Annotated in this window: 23 protein-coding genes; 17 read left to right on the forward strand and 6 right to left on the reverse strand. The window is 69.2% G+C overall.

Annotated elements, in window-relative coordinates; translation table 11 throughout:
* The first annotated feature begins 15 nt into the window (after nucleotides 1-15).
* From SK571_RS41750 to SK571_RS41765, 4 genes are all read left to right on the forward strand, one after another.
* A complete protein-coding gene (locus tag SK571_RS41750; protein WP_319989659.1) occupies nucleotides 16-966 on the forward strand; it encodes a coiled-coil domain-containing protein in 951 nt (316 codons plus the stop codon).
* Complete coding sequence (locus SK571_RS41755) at nucleotides 963-1,517, forward strand: hypothetical protein (protein WP_319989660.1); 555 nt, start codon at nucleotides 963-965, stop codon at nucleotides 1,515-1,517. The genes SK571_RS41750 and SK571_RS41755 overlap by 4 nt, the downstream gene beginning before the upstream one ends.
* A gap of 11 nt (nucleotides 1,518-1,528) precedes the next feature.
* Nucleotides 1,529-2,446, forward strand: coding sequence for a hypothetical protein (locus SK571_RS41760; RefSeq protein WP_319989661.1), 918 nt, complete (start codon nucleotides 1,529-1,531; stop codon nucleotides 2,444-2,446).
* A 90-nt stretch (nucleotides 2,447-2,536) separates the two neighbouring features.
* Entirely contained in the window at nucleotides 2,537-3,343 is an 807-nt protein-coding gene (locus SK571_RS41765; RefSeq protein ID WP_319989662.1) for an isocitrate lyase/PEP mutase family protein, read from the forward strand.
* On the opposite strand, the gene SK571_RS41770 is transcribed toward SK571_RS41765, so the two are convergent.
* The gene (locus SK571_RS41770) at nucleotides 3,340-3,489 is read right to left on the reverse strand and encodes a hypothetical protein (protein WP_319989663.1); all 150 of its coding nucleotides are present in this window, start codon (nucleotides 3,487-3,489) and stop codon (nucleotides 3,340-3,342) included. The genes SK571_RS41765 and SK571_RS41770 overlap by 4 nt on opposite strands.
* A gap of 64 nt (nucleotides 3,490-3,553) precedes the next feature.
* A complete protein-coding gene (locus SK571_RS41775) occupies nucleotides 3,554-4,396 on the reverse strand; it encodes a DegV family protein (RefSeq protein ID WP_319989664.1) in 843 nt (280 codons plus the stop codon).
* Between the two features lie 215 nt (nucleotides 4,397-4,611).
* Between SK571_RS41775 and SK571_RS41780 the strand changes: the two genes are divergently transcribed.
* The 9 genes from SK571_RS41780 (at nucleotide 4,612) to mnmA (ending at nucleotide 12,667) form a co-directional block, all read left to right on the forward strand.
* Complete coding sequence (locus tag SK571_RS41780; RefSeq protein WP_319989665.1) at nucleotides 4,612-5,394, forward strand: electron transfer flavoprotein subunit beta/FixA family protein; 783 nt, start codon at nucleotides 4,612-4,614, stop codon at nucleotides 5,392-5,394.
* 13 nt (nucleotides 5,395-5,407) lie between these two features.
* The gene (locus SK571_RS41785) at nucleotides 5,408-6,361 is read left to right on the forward strand and encodes an electron transfer flavoprotein subunit alpha/FixB family protein (protein WP_319989666.1); all 954 of its coding nucleotides are present in this window, start codon (nucleotides 5,408-5,410) and stop codon (nucleotides 6,359-6,361) included.
* Between the two features lie 187 nt (nucleotides 6,362-6,548).
* Nucleotides 6,549-6,677, forward strand: coding sequence for a hypothetical protein (locus tag SK571_RS41790; protein ID WP_319989667.1), 129 nt, complete (start codon nucleotides 6,549-6,551; stop codon nucleotides 6,675-6,677).
* A gap of 37 nt (nucleotides 6,678-6,714) precedes the next feature.
* Nucleotides 6,715-7,284 carry a suppressor of fused domain protein gene (locus SK571_RS41795; RefSeq protein WP_319989668.1) on the forward strand — a complete coding sequence of 190 codons (570 nt, stop codon included), beginning with the start codon at nucleotides 6,715-6,717 and terminating at the stop codon, nucleotides 7,282-7,284.
* Between the two features lie 186 nt (nucleotides 7,285-7,470).
* Nucleotides 7,471-8,244, forward strand: coding sequence for a GNAT family N-acetyltransferase (locus SK571_RS41800; protein ID WP_319989669.1), 774 nt, complete (start codon nucleotides 7,471-7,473; stop codon nucleotides 8,242-8,244).
* Nucleotides 8,241-9,113, forward strand: coding sequence for a lysophospholipid acyltransferase family protein (locus SK571_RS41805; protein WP_319989670.1), 873 nt, complete (start codon nucleotides 8,241-8,243; stop codon nucleotides 9,111-9,113). The genes SK571_RS41800 and SK571_RS41805 overlap by 4 nt, the downstream gene beginning before the upstream one ends.
* Complete coding sequence (locus tag SK571_RS41810; protein ID WP_319989671.1) at nucleotides 9,070-10,413, forward strand: MFS transporter; 1,344 nt, start codon at nucleotides 9,070-9,072, stop codon at nucleotides 10,411-10,413. The genes SK571_RS41805 and SK571_RS41810 overlap by 44 nt, the downstream gene beginning before the upstream one ends.
* Nucleotides 10,413-11,588: a cysteine desulfurase family protein gene (locus SK571_RS41815; protein WP_319989672.1), complete on the forward strand. Its 1,176-nt coding sequence runs from the start codon at nucleotides 10,413-10,415 to the stop codon at nucleotides 11,586-11,588. The genes SK571_RS41810 and SK571_RS41815 overlap by 1 nt, the downstream gene beginning before the upstream one ends.
* Entirely contained in the window at nucleotides 11,585-12,667 is a 1,083-nt protein-coding gene (gene mnmA / locus SK571_RS41820) for a tRNA 2-thiouridine(34) synthase MnmA (protein ID WP_319989673.1), read from the forward strand. Before SK571_RS41815 ends, mnmA begins: the two co-directional genes overlap by 4 nt.
* A gap of 642 nt (nucleotides 12,668-13,309) precedes the next feature.
* Here mnmA and SK571_RS41825 read toward each other — a convergent pair.
* Entirely contained in the window at nucleotides 13,310-14,161 is an 852-nt protein-coding gene (locus SK571_RS41825; RefSeq protein ID WP_319989674.1) for a serine/threonine dehydratase, read from the reverse strand.
* The gene (locus SK571_RS41830; protein WP_319989675.1) at nucleotides 14,158-14,661 is read right to left on the reverse strand and encodes a DUF6584 family protein; all 504 of its coding nucleotides are present in this window, start codon (nucleotides 14,659-14,661) and stop codon (nucleotides 14,158-14,160) included. Before SK571_RS41830 ends, SK571_RS41825 begins: the two co-directional genes overlap by 4 nt.
* 36 nt (nucleotides 14,662-14,697) lie before the next feature.
* Here SK571_RS41830 and SK571_RS41835 point away from each other — a divergent pair, with 36 nt between their 5' ends.
* Nucleotides 14,698-15,840, forward strand: coding sequence for a hypothetical protein (locus SK571_RS41835; RefSeq protein WP_319989676.1), 1,143 nt, complete (start codon nucleotides 14,698-14,700; stop codon nucleotides 15,838-15,840).
* Nucleotides 15,841-15,878: 38 nt separating this feature from the next.
* The gene (locus SK571_RS41840; RefSeq protein ID WP_319989677.1) at nucleotides 15,879-16,277 is read left to right on the forward strand and encodes a hypothetical protein; all 399 of its coding nucleotides are present in this window, start codon (nucleotides 15,879-15,881) and stop codon (nucleotides 16,275-16,277) included.
* Here the strand turns inward: SK571_RS41840 and paaI are convergent.
* Both paaI and SK571_RS41850 read right to left on the reverse strand, forming a co-directional pair.
* Nucleotides 16,216-16,602 (reverse strand): hydroxyphenylacetyl-CoA thioesterase PaaI, encoded by a 387-nt coding sequence (paaI, locus tag SK571_RS41845; RefSeq protein ID WP_319989678.1) that lies wholly within the window; start codon nucleotides 16,600-16,602, stop codon nucleotides 16,216-16,218. The two genes, SK571_RS41840 and paaI, sit on opposite strands and share 62 nt — an antisense overlap.
* Before the next feature lie 237 nt (nucleotides 16,603-16,839).
* The gene (locus tag SK571_RS41850) at nucleotides 16,840-18,159 is read right to left on the reverse strand and encodes a glycoside hydrolase family 18 protein (protein ID WP_319989679.1); all 1,320 of its coding nucleotides are present in this window, start codon (nucleotides 18,157-18,159) and stop codon (nucleotides 16,840-16,842) included.
* Nucleotides 18,160-18,344: 185 nt separating this feature from the next.
* Here SK571_RS41850 and SK571_RS41855 point away from each other — a divergent pair, with 185 nt between their 5' ends.
* Together SK571_RS41855 and SK571_RS41860 are read left to right on the forward strand one after the other, a co-directional pair.
* Nucleotides 18,345-19,394: a methionine synthase gene (locus tag SK571_RS41855; RefSeq protein ID WP_406602108.1), complete on the forward strand. Its 1,050-nt coding sequence runs from the start codon at nucleotides 18,345-18,347 to the stop codon at nucleotides 19,392-19,394.
* A 92-nt stretch (nucleotides 19,395-19,486) separates the two neighbouring features.
* Complete coding sequence (locus tag SK571_RS41860; RefSeq protein ID WP_319989681.1) at nucleotides 19,487-21,340, forward strand: glycoside hydrolase family 9 protein; 1,854 nt, start codon at nucleotides 19,487-19,489, stop codon at nucleotides 21,338-21,340.
* Nucleotides 21,341-21,355 lie beyond the last annotated feature (15 nt).

Genomic DNA, 21,355 nt, shown 5'->3' on the forward strand with positions numbered 1-21,355 from the left:
AGTGAGTAGGTGACCATGGGTGCAAAAGAGCAGGAACTAGTTCCGCTGCACGCCGGTTTTGACGTTGTCTACCGAGGTTTTCACCGACGTCAGGTCATCGAGCACATCGAGAATCTCGAGGAGCAGCTGCGCTTCACGAGCCTCGACAGGGCCGAGGCGCTGGCGCAGGCAGCGGATTTGCGCAAGCTGCTGGAAATGACGCGCCAGGACCTGGAGGACGCCCGCGCCAGGATCGAACGCCTCGAATCCACCTCGGGCACGCACGCCAGCGCCACCGAACGAATGCACCGCATGCTCCGCCTCGCCGAGGACGAGACGGCGGAGATGCACCTGCAGGCCGAACGCGAGTGCGCCGATCTTCGTGCGCGCACCGACGTCGAGGTGGCCGCGCTGCGTGCCGAGGCCGAGCGCGAGTCCGCCGCCATGCGTGCGGAGGCCGAGTCCGAGCTCTACGCCTCACGTCAGGACTGCGCCACCCGCGCGGCCGCCATGGAACGCCGCGAGCTGGAGATGGAACGCCGCTGCGCCGACCTCGAAGCCCAGCACCGCCAGCGCGCCGACGAGGTGGAGCGAGAGTGCGCGGAGGCGGTCGCCCAGGCGCAGACCGACGCGGACATGCTGCTGCGGGAGACCGCTCTTCAGTGCAACTCGCTGGAGGCCGACTCCGAACGCAAGCGCGAGAAGGCCCAGCAGTTCTTCGAACTCACGATGACCCGGCGCCGCAACGAGGCCGCACAACACCTGCAGGAGCAGGAGGCGCTGGCCAGGGCACGCTCGGAGTTCATGGTGAAGATGGCGTGCCGTGAGGCGCAACGCCGGCTGGCCGAGGTCGCCGACCGCACCGACGAGCTGCACGAGCTCAAGCGCGTCGTCCACTCGCAACTCTCCGCGGCCCGCGCGGCCCTGTCCGTGGCCGCTGACCGCGTCGCCCCGATGCACATCCCCGAACAGGTCGCCGCGTCGTGAAGCGCTGGGTTCCGCTCGTGGTCGGTGCGCTGATGGTGCCCGCGTCGGTGACGGCGTTCGGGTTCTCCGTGTACGGCGACGAGCTGGAGACGGCGCTGTCGTCGTCGCCCGCGGTGCCGGCCGTCCTCGCGGGCCCGGTACCGGTCACCGACTTCGTCGCACCGCTGCGAATGGAGCCTCCGGCACCGGTCCTCCTGTCCGCCGCGGTCGCGCAGCAGGCGGTGCGCGACCTGTTCTCGGCGCACGCCGTCAAGGGCATCACGTTCGCGCCGGGCACCGCGTCGCTGGCAGGACGTGGTGAGGACGTGCGGCGGTCGCTGGCCGGCGTGCTGCGCAACGCCACCGGCTCGGTGACGTTGGTGGCGCACGCGTGGAACGGCGAGACGGCATCGCACCGCTGTGACGTGCTCGCGATGGAGCGAGCCGGCCTGCTGCGGCAGTACCTGGCCGAGCAGGGCGTGGACAAGGTCGTCGCCACTCGCGTGATCGTGGACCCCGTGTGGGGCCCGCCCACGGATTTCGGTCCTCAGATCGACGTCCTCGTCAGCTAGGAGCCTTCGCAATGGCAGGGGCAGTCGGGATCGTCTTCGGGCTGTGCGTGCTGTCCTTCACGTTGGGGGCGGCCCTCATGTACGTGCTGGTGCGGCGTCGCGAGGACGCCGACTCCCAAGTGCCTGCCCCTGCGGAGGCGCCGGACGAGCGGACGTGGGTGGAGAAGCCCATCGCCGTCGAGCCGGTGGACGACGAGTACGACTCGCGGCCGATCCACCGCAATCCCGTCATGGGGCTGCCGCAGATGGAACCGGCGCTGGCGGCTCTGGCCGAGCCGGTGGGGAAGCCCGAGCTGGTCGCCGAATCCGAGCGCGTGTCGAAGCTCGAGCCGGTGGCGAAGCGCGCGTCGGTGTTGAAGCGCGCGCTCGCCGCTGAACCCGAGCGGCCGGTCGAGCTCGCGTCGGTGACCAAGCCCGAGCAGGTGGTCGAGCTGACGCCGGTGCCCGATTTCGAGCCGGTCGCGAAGGCCGCGCCGGTGATCGAGTCCGCGCTGGGGGCGGAGCCCGGAGAGCTCGCAGAGCCCGAAACTGTCGGTGCTGCTCGATATGATCGGGATGGGGACCTCGTTCCCCCCATGGGGGATTTCGAAGCCCCCGAATCAACCGTAGCGCCGAGCACCGACAGTCCTGAGACCATCGCGAAGCCCACGAAGCCCACGAAGCCCGTTGAGCCTACGAAGCCGGCCGAACCCGTGGGACACGTCGAACTCGCGGAGCCGGAAACCGAGGCGCTTGCCGAGGCTCCCCTCGACGCGTCCGTGGAGGAGACCGAGCCGGAGCAGGTCCCAAGCCCTGTCGTGCGGACCGCGCTGCCCCCACCCGCCTCCCCCCAGCCCGCCGAGCACACGACGTGGGTCGAGCGGGAGGACTTCCGCCAGCGCTACCTGCGGACGTTCGAAGAGGTGCGCCGCAAGGCAGGCAGCAACTAGCGCGGCACCCCGGCGGGAATGTCGGAAAGTCGCCGGTACCTGTCCGATTTTCGCCGGACTTCCACCGGTGCCTGCTGATATCAATCGATCATGACTTCCGCCTCTGATCGAACGAAGCTCTTCCACGCGCTGCACCAGCCCGGCCCGCTCGCCCTCCCCAACGCCTGGGACGTCGCCTCCGCCCTCGTCGTCGAGGCCGCCGGCGCGACCGCCGTCGCCACCACGAGTGCGGGTGTGGCGTGGAGCCTCGGCGCTGCCGACGGCGACCACATCGCGCGGGACCGGGCGGTCGATCTCGTGGCCAGGATCGTTGCCGCCGTGGGGATTCCGGTGAGCGCGGACATCGAGACCGGGTTCGGTGCCACGGCCGGCGAGGTGGGCGAAACGGTGCGCGCGGTCGCCGAGGCGGGGGCGTCCGGGGTCAACATCGAGGACGGGCTCGGTGCGGGTCAGCGCGACGTCGCGGAGCAGTCCGAGCGGTATGCGGCGGCGCACGAGGCCGGGCCGGAGCTGTACATCAACGCGCGCGTCGACACGTTCCTGCGTGGTGTCGGTGACCCGGCCACGAGGCTCGAGCGGACGCTGGAACGCGCCGCGAAGTTCCTCGAGGCCGGGGCGAGCGGCATCTTCGTGCCGGGTGTGACCGATCTGGAGACCGTTGCGGAGCTGGCGAAGGGAATCGCCGCGCCGCTCAACGTTCTCGTGGGGCCCGGCGCGCCCGCCGTCGACGAGTTCGCGAAGGCGGGCGTGGCGCGGGTCAGCCTCGGCTCTGCGGTGGCCGAGGCCGCCTACGCCGTCGCCAGGCGGGCAGCGGAGGAGATGCTGACCAAGGGCACGTACAGCAGCGTTGAGAACGGCATCGCTTACGGCGATCTCAACGCGCTCTTCAAGAATTAGTGCTTCTTGCCGCGAAGCTTGCGCAGCAGCTGTTCGGCCTGTGCGCGCTTGCGCGGGTCTTGCGCCATCTGCCGTGCCTTCGCTTGCAGCTTGTGGCCCTGCGGACTGCGCAGGAACCTGGTGATCTTGTCCATGAAGCCGGCCATCGGTCCTCCAGGTGTCCGTTACGTCCATTTCAACGGACGAAACCGCTTCCGGAGTTCCCGGCGGTCAGACCGGCGAAACGGTGATCCCCAGCGCGCCGGGGCCCACGTGGGCGCCGATGGCCGAGCTGACCTGCGTCAGCATGAACTGGCGGACGTTGGGCACGCTGCGCCGGAGCTTGCGCAACAGCCGCGACGCCTTCTCCTCGGCGTCGAAGTGCTCCACGGCGACGTCCACGGTGTCGGTGCCCGCGCGCTTGATCGCGATGTCCAGCATCCGGTTGAGCGCGCGGTCCGCGCCGATCACCTTGTCCAGCGGCGTGATCTGGCCGTCGGCCATGGTCAGCAGCGGCTTCATCGACAGCACGCCGCCGACCAGTGCGGCGGCGGCACCGATGCGGCCACCGCGGCGCAGGTACTCGAGGGTGTCGACGTAGATCAGCTCGGTGGACCTGTCGAAACGGCGCTGCGCGGTCGCGAGCACCTTCTCCACGCTGCCACCCGCCTCGGCCACCTTCGCGGCGGCCTGGACGGCGTAGCCGATGCTCATCCCGCAGGTGTGCGTGTCCACGACGTGCACGGGCACGCGGACCTTGCCGGCGGCTTCCCTGGCGGCCTCCACGGTCGCGGACTGGCGGCTCGACACGTGCACGGACACGATCGAGCGAACGCCCTGCGCGGCCAGTTCGTTGTACGTCCAGAAGAACGCGCCGGGGTCCGGCGGAATCGTCGCGACGGGCACGTTCGAACGCATGGCCGAGACCAGGTCGGGAACGGGGATGCGGGACTCGTCGTCCGTGTGGTCGCCGATCCGCACCTGGATCTGCACCACTTCGATGCCGAGTTGATCAGTCAGCTGCGCCGGGAGACAAGCGGTGGAGTCTGTCACGATCGCTACTCGCCGGTACATGTCCGCGCAGCCTAGTCCCCTGAATGGGTTAGGTCTCAGTTGGTGGCGTCAACGGGTGACAACTGTCACGCTAGCGGGGTGCTTGCTGCTGTTTGCGGGGCTGCTACTGGCGGGTAACATCCGGGTGATGGCAGGGTCGTGAACACCCGGCGGCGCAGTTCTAAAGTCCTCCGCGCAAGCGTCGCCGCCCGTCCGCAGGAGGTCGAAGAGGACCTATGAACATTGTTGTCCTGGTCAAGCAGGTGCCTGACACCTGGTCCGAGCGCAAGCTCACCGACGCCGACCACACCCTTGACCGCGAATCCGCGGATGCCGTGCTCGACGAGATCAACGAGCGGGCTGTCGAAGAGGCTCTGCAGCTGCAGGAAGCCCACGGCGGCGAGGTAACCGTGATCGCGATGGGTCCCGACCGCGCCACCGACGCCATTCGCAAGGCGCTGTCGATGGGTGCGGACAAGGCGATCCACGTGAGCGACGAGGCGCTGCACGGCTCGGACGTGCTGGCGACGGCGAAGGTCCTCGCGAAGGCGATCGGCACGGTCGAGAACGTCGACCTGGTCATCGCGGGCAACGAGGCCACCGACGGCCGCGCGGGCGCCGTGCCGGCCATCCTCGCCGAGCTGCTCGGTCTGCCGCAGGTCACCCAGCTGCGCAAGGTCACCGTCGAGGGCACCACGATCAAGGGCGAGCGCGAGACCGACGAGGGCGTCGCGTTCCTCGAGGCCTCGCTCCCGGCCGTGGTCTCCGTGACCGAGAAGATCAACGAGCCGCGTTACCCGTCCTTCAAGGGCATCATGGCCGCGAAGAAGAAGCCCGTCTCCACGCTCACCGTGGCGGACCTGGGCATCGACGCGTCCGAGGTCGGCCTGTCCGGCGCGTACACCCAGGTGCAGGAGGCTTCCCCGAAGCCGCCGCGCAGCGCGGGTCAGCGCGTCGAGGACGGTGGCGACGGCGGATCCAAGATCGCCGAGTTCCTCGTCGGCCAGAAGCTCATCTGAGGGAGGGGAAGTCATGTCTGAAGTTCTGGTTCTGGTCGACCACGTCGACGGCGAGGTCAAGAAGGTCAGCTACGAGCTGCTGACGGCCGCGCGCCGCCTGGGTACCCCGGCCGCAGTGGTCGTGGGCGCTCCCGGCACCGCGTCGAAGATCCGCGAGTCGCTGGGCAAGTACGGCGCCGCGAAGGTCTACGCCGTCGAGTCCGACGACGCCGCAGGCTTCCTCACGACCCCGAAGGTCGACGCGCTGGCCGCACTCGTCCCGAACGCGTCCGCGGTGCTCGTCTCCGCGACGATCGAGGGCAAGGAGGTCGCGGGCCGTCTCGCCGCGCGCATCGACTCCGGCTGGCTGGTCGACGTCGTGGACGTCGAGGCCGACGGCACCGGCGTGCAGTCCATCTTCGGTGGCGCGTTCGTCGTCAAGGCGAAGGTCAGCAAGGGCACCCCGGTCATCACCGTCCGCCCCGGCGGCGTGGAGTCCGAGGAGTCCGCCGCGGACGCCGTGCTGGACGAGTCGGTCTCCATCTCCGTGGACACCGCCAAGTCCGCCCGCATCACGTCGCGTGAAGCCGTCGTCGGCGGCGACCGCCCGGAGCTGACCGAGGCCTCGGTCGTCGTCTCCGGTGGTCGCGGTGTCGGCTCGGCCGAGAAGTTCTCCGTCGTCGAGGAGCTCGCCGACTCGCTCGGTGCCGCCGTCGGTGCCTCGCGCGCCGCCGTCGACTCGGGCTACTACCCGCACCAGTTCCAGGTGGGCCAGACCGGTAAGACGGTCTCGCCGCAGCTGTACGTGGCGCTGGGCATCTCCGGTGCCATCCAGCACCGCGCGGGCATGCAGACCTCGAAGACGATCGTCGCGGTCAACAAGGACCCCGAGGCGCCGATCTTCGAGATCGCCGACTTCGGTGTCGTGGGCGACCTGTTCAACGTCGCTCCGCAGCTGACCGAGGACGTCAAGAAGCGCAAGGGCTGAGCACTCGAGCTCATGAACGGCCGTCCCACCTCGGTGGGGCGGCCGTTCGCGTCAGGCGACGGACTGCAGCAGTGAACTCCACGAGTTCCTCCGCAGGTTCCACCCACCGGAAGACAGCGGCTACGAGCGGACCTTCCTGCTCAGGTGGTGCTCGGACTGCCGCACCTTCGCGACGTACACGGTGCATGTGGATCGCGGCACGGTCCTGCCCGATCCGCTGGCCGGTCTCGCCCCGGACGAGCGCAGAAGGCTGGTGCGCAAGGAACTCCACCTCGTCCGGCACCTGGACCGGATGATGCGGCGCGGCGAGTTGTAGCAGGTTTTCTGATGTTCCAATGAGAAGGGTTCGGCTTGTGATCGACGCAGTCGGCTCAGCGATCAGGGACCACGTGCAGGGCTTCTGGCCTGATCGCGGGGCACGTCTGAGGACCTGGGATCGCGGCAAGATCGTTGAGGCCATCCCGGAGTTCGCGGTGCTGGAGATCGCGCCGGAGGAGGAGGGCAAGGCGTGGTTGTACTCCTCGATCGGGGCGTGGCGGGTACCGGTGCCAGGCGAGCACCGGCTGGAGTTCCTGTCGCTCACACCGCGGGAAGCGGAGGAGGCGGTGGAGAACCTGGCCATGGTCGCCGCGTTCCACGCCGACGAGAGGTTCCGCGTCCGGCTCGGCAAAGTGATCAACATCGGGAGGCCGTGGCTCGCCGGGTCCACCTGCGACCACTTCCTGGTGAGCACGCCGTTCCTGTTCGGCGACGAGTTCGAGAAGGTCCACGCGGACGGCGTCGGCGTCAGCATCTACTGGCTGCTGGCGATCACCGCGAGCGAGGCGGCGTTCGCGCGGGAACACGGCGGGCACGCGCTCGAGCACCTCATCGAGGAGAACGACGCCGACCTGCTCGACCCCACCCGCTCAGCAGTGGTCTAGGCGCTGCACGGGTGTCCTGACGATTCCGGGCCCGGTGCGTCAGTTCGGTGACACGGCCTGACCCGGTGGCGCTGCCGTTGAGCGAGGACCTGGTGGAGCAGACCACCGTGGGTTAACCCGACTGCCATTGACCGGTCATCGTTCTGACCTGCTGTAATTCGCCAACCCGGCTTCACCCTGGTTCGCATGACGCAGCCGGAACTGCTTGTCAGCACCCCCGTCCAGCAGGACGGGGACGCACCCCGCTACTCCCTCCTCGTCGCCCGTGACAGCGACGAGGTCGTCGCCGCGCAGAGACTGCGCTACGAGGTGTTCGCCGGTGAGATGGGGGCGACGCTGCACACCGGCGTGCCCGGCCACGACGTCGACGAGTTCGACGAGTACTGCGACCACCTCGTGGTGCGCGACGACCGCACCGGCGAGATCGTCGGCGGGTACCGGATGCTGCCGCCGGAGCGCGCCAAGGAGGCCGGGCGGCTCTACGGCGACGGCGAGTTCGACCTGACCAACCTCGACGACATCCGGAGCTCCACGGTCGAGACCGGACGCTCGTGCGTGCACCCCGACCACCGCAACGGTGCCGTCGTGAGCCTCGTGTGGGCCGGTATCGCGCGGTACATGCTGCTCAGCGGGCACAAGTGGCTCGTCGGGTGCGCGTCGATCCCGCTGCAGGACGGTGGCAGCCTCGCGGCCGGTGTCTGGGACACCGTGCACGCCAAGCACTACGCGCCCGAGCAGTACCGCGTCACGCCGCACAACCCGTGGGACGTCGATGCGATCGCGCGGCCGGACAAGACCGTGCTGCCGCCGCTGCTCAAGGGCTACCTGCGGCTCGGCGCCAAGATCTGCGGACGGCCCGCGCTCGACGCGGACTTCGGCGTCGCCGACCTCTTCATCCTGCTCGGCATGGACCACGTGGATCAGCGCTACCTGAAGTTCTTCCTGGGGGAGACGTCATGAGCCACGCCTGGATGCCCGCGTCGCCGTGCGGTGACGGGTGCGTAGCCAGTGCGCCCGGTGAGGTCGGCAAGCTCCGGCAGACCTGGCGCGCGGTCACGGCGATCACCGCGATCCTGTGCGGCGCGTGGATCGCCCTGGCGCTGTTCCTGCCGGGCAGGCAGCGTGAAAGCGTTGTCCGGCTGTGGTTCCACGCCATCCTCCGCGCGTTCGGCGTGCGGCTGGAAGTGCACGGCGCCCGGAGGTTCCAGGAGATCCCGAAGCGCGGTGTGCTCGTCGCGAGCAACCACGTGTCGTGGCTCGACGAGCTCGCGATCGACTCGGTGCAGCCCGTCAGGATCGTCGCCAAGAAGGACATCAAGAGCTGGCCCGTGCTCGGCCCGATCATCACCGCGGTGGGCACGGTCTACCTCGACCGCGAGAAGCTGCGCGAGCTGCCGCAGACCGTGAACGAGCTGGCCACGACCCTGCGCAACGGCAGCGCGGTCGCCATCCACGCCGAGGGCACGACGTGGTGCGGGCTCGCCTCCGGGCACTACAAGCCGGCGCTGTTCCAGGCCGCGCTCGACGCCGGCGTGCCGGTGCGGCCGATCGTGCTGCGCTACCGGATCGGCGGCCACCTGACGACGCAGCCCGCGTTCGTCGGCAGCGACACGCTGATCGACTCGATCCGCCGCGTGATCAAGGCCCGCGATCTGGTCGTCGAGGTCCACGTGCTGGACGAGATCGCTCCCGGACGCGCCGGAACCCGCCGCGAACTAGCGAAACTTGCCGAAGAGCAATCAATCCGCTTGACCTCGACCGAGCTGGAGATTGCACCATCTACAGGTGACTCTCACCGCGCCCGTCCCGTCTCGCCTCTGGTCGCCTGAACGCCGCTGGCCCACGACGGGCATCCTCCTGCTGGTCACCCTCTTCGCCTTCGAGGCGATGGGCGTCGGCACCGCGATGCCCACCATGGTCCGCGAGCTGGAAGGCGAGGCGCTGTACGCGTGGCCTTTCCTCGCGAACCTCGCGGCGAGCGTGATGGCCACGGTCTTCTCCGGACGGCTCTCGGACCGCAGGGGACCCAAGCCCGCGATCCTGATCGGCGTGGTCCTGTTCCTCGCCGGGCTCGTGGTCGCGGGCATCGCCGAGAACATGACGGTGCTGCTCGCCGGCCGGGTGCTGCAGGGCTTGGGCGTGGGCTTCCTGATCGTCGCGATCTACGTGCTGATCGCGCTCGTCTACCCCGAGGACGACCGGCCCGCCGTGTTCGGCGCGCTGTCCGCGGCCTGGGTGGTGCCGTCGATGGTGGGGCCGGCGGTCGCGGGCTGGGCGACCGAGCACCTCACGTGGCGGCTGGTGTTCGTCGGCATCGTGCCGTTGGTGCTCATCGGCAGTGTGCTGCTCGTTCCCGTGCTCAAGAAGCTTCCGCCGCACGCTGACACGCCGTCGCAACGCAAGTACCTGCCTGTCGCTGCCGTGGCGGTCGGTCTTGGCGTGGCGGGTCTGAGCTGGTCACTGCAGCACCGCACCTGGTGGATGCTCGTGGTCGCGTTGCTGCTGCTCGCGCCCGCACTGCGCATCCTGCTCCCCAAGGGCACGCTCCTCGCCCGGCGCGGCCTCCCGGTCACGATCCTGGCGCGCGGCCTGCTCGCGGGCACGTTCTTCGCGGTGGAGGGCTTCATCCCGCTGACGCTGACCGTCGTGCACGGCTACTCGCCCCTGGAGGCGGGCATTCCGCTCACGCTGAGCGCGCTCGGCTGGGCGAGCGCGTCGATGTGGGCGTCGCGGCATCCCGAGATCGAGCGCCACACGCTCGTCCGCGCCGGGTTCCTGCTCTCCGCGACCGGTATCGCGGCCGTGACGCTCATCGCACCCACTTGGGGGCCCGCCTACCTGACGCTGGTCTTCTGGGCCGTGGCGGGTGCGGGCATGGGCATCGCGACGTCCAGCGTCGGCGTGCTGATGATGGCCGCGTCACCCGAGGCCGACCGGGGTTTCAACTCCGCTGCACTGCAGATCTCGGACATGCTCTTCTCCGGGGCCATGATCGGACTCGGCGGTGTGCTCGTGCTGGCGACGGCGCCGACCTCGGGCGTGGTGGTGCTCAACCTGTCGATGGCGGCGTTGGCGGTGGTGGGAGCGATTCTGACCGGGCCCCGCATGCGGGCTACCCTGAAGGCCTGATGGCTTATCTCGACCACGCGGCCACGACGCCCATGCACCCGCAGGCGGTCGCGGCCATGACCGAGGCGTTGTCCACCACGGGCAACGCCTCGTCGCTGCACACCTCCGGCAGGCGGGCGCGGCGGGCGATCGAGGAAGCCCGCGAGAACATCGCCGACGCCCTGGGCGCCCGGCCGTCCGAGGTGCTGTTCACCGGCGGCGGCACGGAGAGCGACAACCTCGCGGTCAAGGGCATCTACTGGGCCAGTGGTCGTCGTCGCGTGCTGGCCTCGGCCGTGGAGCACCACGCCGTGCTGGACGCCGTCGAGTGGCTGGAGCAGCAGGGCGCCGAGGTCACCTGGCTGCCCACCGACCGCTTCGGGCGCGTGTCGCCGGAGTCGGTGGCCGAGGCACTGGACGCTTCCGACGACGTCGCGCTCGTCACCACGATGTGGGCGAACAACGAGGTCGGCACCATCAACCCCGTGCACGAGATCGCTGCCGTGTGCGCCGCACGCGGTGTGCCGTTCCACACGGACGCGGTGCAGGCCGTGGGCGCGGTCCCGGTCGATTTCGCCGCGTCCGGCGCCTCCGCGCTGACCATGACCGGCCACAAGGTCGGTGGGCCGTACGGCGTGGGCGTGCTGCTGCTGGCGCGGGACGTGAAGTGCACGCCGTTGATGCACGGCGGCGGTCAGGAACGCGACGTGCGGTCCGGCACCCTCGACGTGCCGTCGATCGTCGGCCTGGCTCGTGCGGTGCGGATCTCGGTCGAGGAACAGGCTTCCCGAGCCGTCGAGATCGCGGCGCTGCGGGACGAGCTGATCGCATCGGTGCGCGTGGTGGTGCCGGACGTGATCGTGAACGGCGACCCGGTCGACCGCCTGCCGGGCAACGCGCACCTGACGTTCCCCGGCTGCGAGGGCGACAGCCTGCTGATGCTGCTCGACGCCCGCGGTGTCGAGTGCTCGACGGGCTCCGCGTGCACGGCCGGCGTCGCACAACCGAGCCACGTGTTGCTCGCGATGAGCGTCGAACCGGCGCTGGCGCGCGGCTCCCTGCGCTTCTCGCTCGGGCACACGTCGACGCAGGCGGACGTGGAAAAACTGGTGTCGGTCATCGGACCGGTGGTGGAGAGGGCCCGCACGGCGGGCCTGGCAGGCATGAGGCGTTCCCGGAAGGTGGTCAAGCAGTGAAGGTCCTCGCGGCGATGAGCGGTGGTGTCGATTCCGCGGTGGCGGCGGCGCGCGCCGTCGAAGCGGGACACGACGTGACGGGCGTGCACCTGGCGTTGTCGGCGAAGCCCGGCACACTGCGCACCGGCGCTCGTGGCTGCTGCACCGTCGAAGACGCCCACGACGCCCGTCGCGCGGCCGACCTGATGGGCATCCCCTTCTACGTCTGGGACTTCGCCGAGCGCTTCACCGAAGAGGTCGTCGAGGACTTCGTCGCGGAGTACGCGGCCGGTCGCACGCCGAACCCGTGCCTGCGCTGCAACGAGCGGATCAAGTTCGAGGCGCTGCTGGACAAGGCGATCGCCCTCGGCTTCGACGCCGTCTGCACCGGCCACTACGCGCGCCTGGAGATGGTCGGCGGCCGTCCCGAGCTGCGTCGTTCCGCCGACCTGGGCAAGGACCAGTCGTACGTGCTGGCCTCGCTGACCGCGGACCAGCTCGCGCACGCGATGTTCCCGCTGGGCGACACGACGAAGGACGACGTGCGCGTCGAGGCGGCGTCGCGCGGGCTGTCGGTCGCGAAGAAGCCGGACAGCCACGACATCTGCTTCATCCCGGACGGCGACACCCAGAAGTTCCTGGCGGGCCGCATGGAGACCAAGCCGGGCCTGCTGATCGACGACGCGACCGGTGCGGTGCTGGGCCGCCACGCGGGCGTGCACGAGTTCACCGTGGGACAGCGCAAGGGGCTCGGGATCGACGGTCCCGCCGCCGACGGCCGCCCGCGGTACGTGCTGGCGCTGGAGCCGGTGTCGGGCAACGTGCGGGTCGGCGCGGTCGAAAAGCTCGCGGTGACGGGGATTTCCGCTTCGTCGCCGGTCGCGCACGTCGAGCTCGACGGGCCTGTCGAGTGCGTCGCGCAGGTGCGTGCGCACGGTGGCACGGCTCCGGCTGTCGCCGAACTGGTCGACGGCGTGCTGCGGGTGCAGTTGCGCGAACCGCTGAAGGGCGTCGCGCCCGGCCAGGCCGTGGCGATCTACCGCGAGGACGCGGCGGGCGACATCGTCCTGGCCAGCGCCACCATCGACGCCACGAGCTAAATCGCTTGTAGGGCCGGGAAAGCGGATCTAGTAGAGCGTCGCGGCTATCTCTTGGGATAGCGATGGCGGCAGGTTGCTGATTTTCGATCATGAAGATCGCGCTCTCATGGCTGTCACCTGCGCGGTTGGCGGTAGTTGGGGTGATCAGCAAACGTTTGCGCCGGCAGTTTTCTGCCGCCAACTCGGCGGCGACGTGCGTGAGCGCGCGACCATCCGGGCTTCGGTAACGACCGACCAGGCCGCCCAGCCCCGTGCGCGACTCAACGCAGCACAGCTAAGCCGCGACGCTCTACTAGTGGCGTGGCCCGGAACGTTGCCGGGTGAATTCGCGGTCAGACGGGTGCATCGTGGTGCCGCCCCCACGTCCTCATACCGGAGTCGTATGGGGGCGTGGGGGCGGTGCCGCGAGGCGCCCTGCTGAGCGTGAATTGCCTCGCCAACGTCCGGGTCGCGCCACTAGCGTTCGCTGCGTGACGTTCATTGACACGGAGTTCGACCTCGCCGCGCGGGCTCGGAGCGCGTTTCGGTGCTTCGTCAGTCCTGCGGACCGGCGGAAGCTGAGCGCTCAGGCCCGTCGCGACGACATGCCGGTGTGGGTCGTGTCGCCGTTGCGCCGGCTGGGGGCGCGCCGGTTCCGCCGGGCTAGCTGGGACGCCACTCCGAGTTCGCTCCGCACAGGAGCACGCAGGGCAGCTCACTCGACACGTCGCCCCTGAGGAACGCCGCGAACGCCGCCGCGCCCGCCGGTTCGACCGCGATCCGGAACTCCTCCCACAACCGGTCACGTGCCGCGAGGATCTCCTCGTCGGTGACCAGGGCTGAGGAAACGTGGTGCTGTTGCAGGATTTCCAGCGACAGCGAGCCTGCGCGCGTGGCGCCGAGCGCGTCCGCGGCGATGGAGTCCACCACCGAGTCGACGGGTTCGCCGGCGGCCAGCGCGTTGTGCATGGCGCAGCAGTTCTCGGGTTCCACGGCGACGATGTGACGCCCGCCCGAGGCCATGGCAGCGCCCGCGACGAGTCCGCCGCCGCCGACCGCGACGAAGATCGTGTCGACGTCCGGGGCGTCTTCGACGATCTCCTGGGTGACCGTGGACTGGCCTTCGATGACGGGAAGCGAGTTGTACGCCTCGATGTAGGGCAGATCGAGCTCGCGGGCGGCCGCGGCGGCTTCCGCGTAAGTGTTGCCGTGGCGGATCAGCTTGGCGCCCAACGCTTCGATGCGCCGCGTCTTGGTCTCGGGCGCGGTCACCGGGACGAACACGGTGGCGTGCGCGCCGAGCAGTTGCGCGGCCTGGGCCACGGCGATGCCGTGGTTGCCGCCCGACGCGGTGACGACCTCGGAGACGTTCAGCGACAGCAGCGTGTTGACCGCGCCGCGGAGCTTGAACGAGCCGGTGAGCTGCAGGTGCTCCAGTTTGAACACGAGCGGTCGCCCGTCGGCTGACACGCGCATGATCGGGGTGCGGCGGACGTACTGCGACAACGTTCTCATGAGACCAGCTTCCACAAGAACTGCACGAGAGTCACGATGCCCAGCAGGAAACACACCAGGACGAACGTGCCGCCGGCCATGACGATCAGGCAGGCGCCCCAGGACGTCTCCTCGCTCGGGGTGGCGTCCAGGTCGTGCTGGAGCTCGACCCGCGCCTCCTGGTACAGCGACGCGAGGCGGGTGCGGGCCGTCTCGGTCGGGGCCTCGTCGACGCGGCCCTGCCATGAGAGCGCGACCAGACGGGTGTCCGCGCGGCGGTAGGCGCGTTCGAAGGCCAAGAGCTCGTCGGGGTTCCGATCTTCGGAGAGGTAGGTCCAGCGACCTGCCTGAGCCGGCTGGCCGAGTACGCGGTAGACCTCGGCGAGGCGTTCACGCAGGTCAAGCCGCTGCGGGTAGGTGCCCACGAGTCCGGCGACGCGCTGACGTGCGCGCAGCACGCTGGCGAGGTCGCCTCTTTGCAACTCCTCGGCCGCTTTGTGGAGCGTCAGCTCTACCGGCATGAAGATTAGTTTTGCAGGTAGGGCTAGCTTTGACCCGTGTTCGGCCTATCGCTGCTGGTCTCCGGGCTCGCCTGGTGGCTGGGTCTGTACCTGCTCGCCCGCGACCCCCGCAAGCCGCTGTTGTGGTGGGCCGGCGCGGGGATGATCGGCTATTCGGCGGCGGTCGTCGCGCCGAATCCCGTGCTCCTCGCGGTGCCGGCGCTGGCCTGGACGGGTGCGGTCCTGTTGCTCGCCCGTCCCGAGTTGATCAGGTGGTGGCTCTTCGCGCTGCTGCCTTTCTTCGCCGCGTCGTTCTTCGTACCGTGGGTCGTATTGCTTCCGCTGGCCGCGGCCACGGTCCTAGCCATAAGAAAACGTGCTTACTTTTCACTCGTTGGAGTGATGTTCGGGCTATCGGCAGGTGCGTTTCTGCTGGGACTGCTGCCCGACGCGATCACGTTGCCGTCGCTCGGGATCGACGTGGTGGTCTTCGGCGTCCTCGTCGCTGTCACGGACGCGGTCGAGGAGGGCGAGGCGATCCGCGCGGACATGCTGCGGTCGTTGGTCATCTCGGCCTTCACCGCGGTGCTGTTCGGATCGCAGGTGATCTTCTTCGGCGGACCGGACCTCCTCGTCTTCACGACCGTGGCGGCGGCGATCGCGGTCCAGGTGCTCGCGAACCCGCTCGCGTCCGTGGTCGACCGTCTCGCCGTGCCGTCCGTAGCGGCGGAACGCGCCGAACTCCGCGACGCCGCCGAGGCGTTGCCCAAACGCCGGCCGCTGGTGACCGAGGACGCCGCGGAGTTCGCCCGCCTCACCCGCAAGGCGCTCAGTCACTACGGCGATCTCGGAAAGCTCGTCGCCAGCCCGTTGATCGCGCTGACCGACGACGGCCCGCCGCTCGACCGGGCCGCGCAGTTGAAAAGCATGCTGCTCGCGAGCATTCAACGGCTCAAGCCTGTGGACGGCGATTTCGGCACGAGTGATGAATGGCGTTACTACAACGCCGTGTACTTCTACTACGTCAAGGGAATTCGGCCGTATTCGGTCCGGACCAAACGCGAGGACCTCGACGCCGAGGATCGCCGCGCCCTGCAGTGGTTCGTGACACAGGTGCCGGAACGGACGCTGCACAACTGGCAGAACGCCGCAGCACGCCTGGTCGCGGCCGACCTGATGGCAGGAGTTGGCAGTACATGACGTGGCTTTGGCAGCGTTGACCGGGCGATCGTCGGGCCATGTTGAAATTCGCCTTGAAACTCGACGGTGTCGCTTCGTTCGCGCTGGGTCTGCTGACCCTGCTGATTCGCCCGGAAGTCGGAATGCCGGTGGGCTGGCAGATCGGACTCGGTTCTTTCTGCGTGCTCTACGGCATGGGCGTGTTCTTCTTGGGAACCCGCGCCACCCCTGACCGCCGAATCGTGCTGCTGGTCATCATCGGCAACCTGGTCTGGGCCGCCGACAGCATTCTGACCGCGGAACTGGCGTGGTTCCCGCTCACCGGCATCGGCGTCGCGCTCGTGCTGGCCCAGGGACTCGCGGTGCTCGGCTTCGCGGTCCTGCAGTTCCTCGGCCTCAGGCGCGAAGGGTCCGCGAGCGACCGCGGAACTCAGCCACGATCTCGGTCCCTCGCCTGACCGTGATGTCGTAGATCCCGCTGCGGCCGAACCGGGTCCGTTCCACCGCCTCCGCCACCAGCTCGTCGCCCTCGTGCACGGGCCGGATGAAGTCGATCTCGGCCGTGGCGGCGACGGTGACGGACCCGGCCCTGTTGCAGGCGCAGGCGAACGCGCTGTCCGCCAGCAGGAACACGTAACCGCCGTGCGCGATGCCGTGGCCGTTGATCATGTTCTCCGCGACCGTCATCCGCAGCGCCGCGTACCCGTCGCGGAGCTCGACGGGCTTGATGCCCAGGGCGGTGGAGGCCTTGTCGGCGGCGAGCATCTCGGCAGGACCATTCATTCGTGGAGCCTAATCACTCTGGCGGTGGTGTCACGCGATGTTGGGCCCGCCTTACTGTCCGACTTGCTTGATCGCTCAAAATCGGAGGTGGTCATCATGGCTGGATGCTCTTGCTGCGGCTCGTGCACGGGTCCGGGCTGCGGGTGCTGCAGCGGCTGTTAGAAGCCACGGACGAATGAACGAGGGCCGTTGCGGGGACGGAAGTCTTCGCAACGGCCTTCGCTCCGCAGGGGCGAATCAGCCCGTGTAGGTCTTGAACATGTTCGTGAATTCCCAGTTGGCCTGGGAGATTCCACTGCACGTGGGCGAAACGCCGCCACCGGGGCAGCCCTTGTCGCGGCCCGCCGACCAGAACGCGACCCGCCCGACGTGGTTGGCCTTCGCGTAGTCGAGGACCTTGCGCGCGTCGTCCTGGGTCGTCGTCGGACCCGTGTCGTTGCGTCCGATCATCGGCGTGAGACCCAGCAGTGCCTTCAACTGCGCGTCGGTCTTCGACGGCCAGATGGCGCGCATCTGCCCGAGGGTGGCTTTCGCGGCGTTGACCATCGCGTCGCCCCAGTTGCCCGTGTAGCCGAAGTTCATCAGCATCGGGTTCACGAGGACGTTGACGCCCTTCGCGGCCGCGTCCTTCAGGACGTCCACCGAGTACGGGTCCATGCCGTAGTCCTGGCCCTGGATGCGCATCGTGTAGCTGACGGTGGTGCCGCGGGTGTCCTGCAGCCTCTTCAGCGCCGTGTTCACGACGGCCTGCGGGATGGTGGCTTCCACGTCCACGTCGATGCTGTTCGACCCCACGGCGTCCAGCACGGCCACATAGGCGTTGTACAGGGAGTCCGCAGTGGAGCAGACGTGCTCCAGGTACGGGCCCATGGCGCCGCCCGTCGCGACGATGACGCTGCCGCCCTGGGCCTTCAGGGCCCTGGCGTCGTTCACGATGCGGCTGTCGTTCAACGGAACCGTGCCGCCCCACGCCGGTGCGCAGCCGCTTGAGGAACCGAGAGCGAACGCGAGCGTGAAGTGCTTCTGGCCGGTCGCGTTGGCCACGTCCATCAGCGACGGCGTCGGCATCGTGATGTCGATGTACGGGGCGACGCGCGCGCTACCGGGCGTCGGCGGCACATCGGACGTCGTGGTGGTGGTCGTGGTCGTCGTGGTGGTCGTCGTGCCACCGCCACCGCCGCACGGAACGCCGTTGAGCTTGCAGTTCGTCGGCAGTGCGGAGCCGCTCACCAGGAAGCCGAAGCTGGTCGACGCACCCGCCGCGACGTTGCCGTTGTACTCGCGGTTGGTGAACGTGTGGTGGTTGCCGCTGCTGGTCAGCGTGGCGTCCCAGTAGGGGCCGACGGACGCGCCGGCGAGGTCGAACTCCAGCTTCCACCCGGACAACGCGGTGGAGCCCGCGCTGATCGTGAACCTGCCCTCGTAGCCGGAGCCCCAGGACGAGTCCTGGCTGAACGCGGCGGACTCGCCGGCGGCCGAGGCGGTGGGAGCTATGGCGACGAGTCCTGCCACCAGTGCGGTGGCGGCCCCGGCGGCGAAAACGGCGAAGCGGGCCATCGGGTGCGGTCCTTCCGGCAGGGGAGGAAGGGAGTGGTGCAGGACCGCGGGGCGCGTCGCAGTCCTGCACCACGTACAGGGAGGCGCTTGCACGGGGCGCGATGCCCGCAACCACCTGACGAAGGTTGCGGGCATCGCGCTCAGCGCCTGCTCAATCACGGTAAGTGGCCTAGACCATAGCGTCAATGGGTCTAGACCTCTTCTGTCCGCCGGACAGTGGAACAATTCGGAGGGTGCGTGGAGCAACTGGAATCGGATCGCTGCCCGGAACCGACATCGACGAGGCGGCGCGCGTCGTCGTCGGAGAGCTGCCTGAGCTGCCGCACGTCCCGGAGCTGCCTGGCCGGGGAGTCGGCGCGGACATGATCGGCCGCACCGCCGGCCTGCTGGTCGACCTCGCGATCGAGGTCATCACCTCCGGCTACCGCGTGACCCCGCGCGCCGGCCGTGACCACCGCCGTGCCGTCGACCTGCTGCGGGGCGACCTGGACGCGTTCGACGAGGCGCTGGAACGCGCGGGGACGCGGCCTGAGACGGTCAAGGTGCAGGCCGCCGGGCCGTGGACGCTGATGTCGAACATCGAACTGATGCGCGGCCATCGGGTGCTCACGGACCCTGGTGCGGTGAAGGAGTTCGCCGCGTCGCTCGCCGAGGGCCTCAAGCAGCACGCGGCCGAGGTCGCCAAGCGCACGAAGGCGAAGGTCGTCGTGCAGCTCGACGAACCGGGTCTGCCCGCCGTGCTGCAGGGCCTGCTGCCGACGCCGTCCCAGCTCGGCACCGTGGCCGCCGTGCCGGGGCCGGACGCCCGTGCGGTGCTCGCCACCGTCATCGACGCGTTGAAGGACCACGAAGTGGTGGTGCACTGCTGCGCGCCGCACCCGCCGCTGACGTTGCTCCGCGAGGCGGGCGCCACGGCGATCGCGTTCGACGCGACGTTGATCAAGGGGGCAGAAGCGCTCGACGAGATCGGCGAGACGTGGCAGGCGGGCACGACGCTGGCGCTCGGGCTGGTGCCGAGCACGGACCCGGGTGCACCCGTCGCGCTCAAGGACGTCGGGCAGCGGGCGTTCACCCTGGTCGACCGTCTCGGCTTCCCGCGGTCGATCCTCGCCGAGCAGGCGCTGCCGACTCCGACCTGCGGACTAGCCGGCGCATCGTCCACCTGGGTCAAGCGCGCGCTCTCGCTGACGCGTGATCTCTCCCTGTCTTTTTCGGAGCCGCCCGAGGGCTGGTGATGTCCGGTTTGTGGGGCTAGTCTGCTGCGAACTATTAGGAAACTTTCTTAACCGAAGGCCGAACGCCGAGGCCTGGACCGGGAGTTCCCCTCATGCGCATCAGACGTGCGGCCCTCGTTGCCGCAGTGCTCACAGGTGTGGTCGTGGCGCCTGCACAGGCCGCTCCCACCGGCCAGATCCGGCTGGATCAGGTCGGGTTCGGCAACTCCGAGCAGAAGCACGCCTACGTGCTCGGAGGCGCCGCGAACACCAAGTTCTCCGTCGTGGACAGCCGCGGCCGGACCGTGCTGACCGGCAGGACGGGCGCCTCGACGGGCTCGTGGAACGACACGTTCCCCGCGGTGCACCCGATCGACTTCTCCGCGCTGAAGAGGTCCGGGACGTACCGGATCAAGGTCGGCACGACGACCTCTCCGGCGTTCAAGGTCGACTCGCTGAAGAGGCTGTTCGCGCCGGTCGCGCACAACACCGTCGAGTTCTTCCAGGCGCAGCGCGACGGCGCCGACGTCGTTCCCGGCAGACTGAACCGCAAGCCCGCGCACCTCACCGACCGCGAGGCGCTGGTCTACGAGGCACCGGTGTTCGCGGGCGAGGGCGGCGACCAGATCGCGGCGCCGCTCAAGCCCACGGGTGACAAGGTCGACCTCGAAGGCGGCTGGTTCGACGCCGGTGACTTCGTGAAGTTCACGCACGCCTCGTCGTACTCGACCGCGTCGATGCTGCTGGCGTTGCGCAACAAGCACGACGCCGCGCTCTACGACGAGGCCAAGTTCGGCCTCAAGTGGCTCGACAAGGCGTTCGACGAGAAGACCGGCACGCTCTACGCGCAGGTCGGCATCGGTACTGGTTCCGAGGAGTTCGGTTTCGTCGGCGACCACGACGTGTGGCGCCTGCCCGAGGCCGACGACGAGCTGAACGTCAAGCCGGGCGACAGCGAGTACTTCATCAAGTACCGCCCGGTGTTCCGCGCGAACGTCGCCGGGGAGAAGATCAGCCCGAACCTGGTCGGCCGCGTGGCCGGTTCGTTCGCGCTGGCCGCGCAGATCGAGGCCGACCGCAACCCGCGTGCCGCCCGTGCGTACCTGGACAAGGCCGCGCAGCTCTTCGCGCTGGCCAAGACCGAGAACGTCGGCGAGCTCGTGACGGCGTTCCCGCACGCGTACTACCCCGAGGAGTCGTGGACCGACGACATGGAGTTCGGCGCGACGCAGCTCGCGCTGGCCGCCAAGGCGTTGCACGACAAGCGTTACGGGCAGTTCGCCCGCGCGGCCGCGCACTGGGCCAAGGAGTTCCTCGCGACGCAGGACCCGGACACGCTCAACGTCTACAACATCTCCGCGCTCGGCCACGCCGACCTCGCGAAGCTGCTGAAGAAGGGCATCCCGGGCGCCGAGGTGACCGAGAAGCAGATCATCGGCGACATCCGGCGCCAGCTGCAGAAGGGCGCGGACGCGGCCAGGACGTCGCCGTTCCGCACCGCCGCCAACGTCGAGACCTGGGACGTCGGTTCGCGCACGTTCGGCTACATCACCACCGCCGCGCTGTACCAGAAGCTCACCGGCTCGAAGGAGTACGAGACCTTCGGCACGCAGCAGCGCGGCTTCGCCCTCGGCACCAACGCCTGGGGCACCTCGCTGATCGTCGGCGTCGGCACGAAGTTCCCCGAGTGCCCTCACCACCAGGCCGCGAACCTCTCCGGCTCGACGAACGGTGGCTCGAAGGTGCTGGTCGGCGCCGTGATCAACGGTCCGAACGACGCAACGCTCTTCGGCGACCTCGGTGAGATGCCGCCTGGTTCCGTCAGCTGCACCAAGCCGTACACGCTGGAGTTCAACTCCGCGAAGTCCGTGTTCGCCGACGACCTGCGCTCGTGGCCGAGCTCCGAGCCGGCCATCGACTTCACGGCGACGGGTGTGCTCGGCTTCTCGCTGATCGCCCACTCCTGAGTGGCGCCGGTGCGG

This window comes from Lentzea kristufekii (genome assembly GCF_033949925.1).
GTDB classification, from domain to species: domain Bacteria; phylum Actinomycetota; class Actinomycetes; order Mycobacteriales; family Pseudonocardiaceae; genus Lentzea; species Lentzea kristufekii.